The sequence below is a fragment of the Arhodomonas sp. KWT genome (assembly GCF_010993615.1).
Window position 1 is genome coordinate 1 of sequence record NZ_WNXE01000647.1, and the last position, 947, is coordinate 947.

Genomic DNA, 947 nt, shown 5'->3' on the forward strand with positions numbered 1-947 from the left:
GCGCCATTGACCTCCTGAACGATGCGATGAAGGGTCTCGAGCATCAGTCGCGCCGCCCCTGTCCATTGCCGCGCGGCAGCGGCCGCTGCGGCGGCCCGTCCGGGAAGATCAGAGGCGCAAGCTCCGTGAGCGCACGGTCATAGACACGGCGCTTGAAGAAGACCACCCGCTGCACGGGCTCCCAGTAATCCACCCAGCGCCAGTCGTCGAACTCCGGCTGGGCGCTCTGGTCGAGGCACACGGTACCCTCATCGCAGGCGAGGCGCAGCATGAACCACACCTGCTTCTGGCCGATACACAGCGGCCGCTGGCGACGGCGTACCAGGTGGCGCGGCAGACGGTAGCGCAGCCACCCCTCGGTGCAGCCGAGCACCTCCACATGGGAGGACTCCAGTCCCACCTCCTCGCGCAGCTCCCGGAAGAGGGCCTGCTGCGGCGACTCGTGTCGCTTGATGCCCCCCTGAGGGAACTGCCAGGCGTTCTGGCCGATGCGCCGGGCCCAGAACACCCGCCCGGCCCCATCCGTCAGGATGATCCCCACGTTGGGCCTGAATCCATCCGAATCAATCACTTGAGAAACCTGGCACGGAATACCGGAAGTTACAGGTATTCTTCCACATCGGTACAAAAGGCGGCAAATGGCACCACGACGCCCGTGCACGGCCGCCGGCGAGACCGTAGACTGTCGCCCCGACGCCGTCCGGCGGCACCCCCGGAAACCCAGCGGGAGCATCCGTGAGCCTGACCCTCTTCGATCTGGACAACACCCTGCTCGCCGGAGACAGCGATCACCTGTGGGGCGAGTACCTCACCGAACACGACATCGTGGACGCGCAGACCTACGCTGCCGCCAACGAGCGCTTCTACGCCGACTACAAGGCGGGACGGCTCGACATCGACGCGTTCCTGCGCTTCGCGCTGCGCCCCCTCGCCGAGCACCCGCCGGA

2 protein-coding genes are annotated in these 947 nt (G+C 66.9%); one reads left to right on the forward strand and one right to left on the reverse strand.

All coding sequences use genetic code 11. The annotated features are described in order from the left end of the window. Nucleotides 1-43 precede the first annotated feature (43 nt). Nucleotides 44-571, reverse strand: coding sequence for an RNA pyrophosphohydrolase (locus G7A99_RS21430; protein ID WP_163143940.1), 528 nt, complete (start codon nt 569-571; stop codon nt 44-46). Nucleotides 572-735: 164 nt separating this feature from the next. Here G7A99_RS21430 and G7A99_RS21435 point away from each other — a divergent pair. Then, nucleotides 736-947, forward strand: a 212-nt coding sequence (locus G7A99_RS21435; protein WP_163143942.1) for an HAD family phosphatase, incomplete at its 3' end; no start/stop codon positions are given.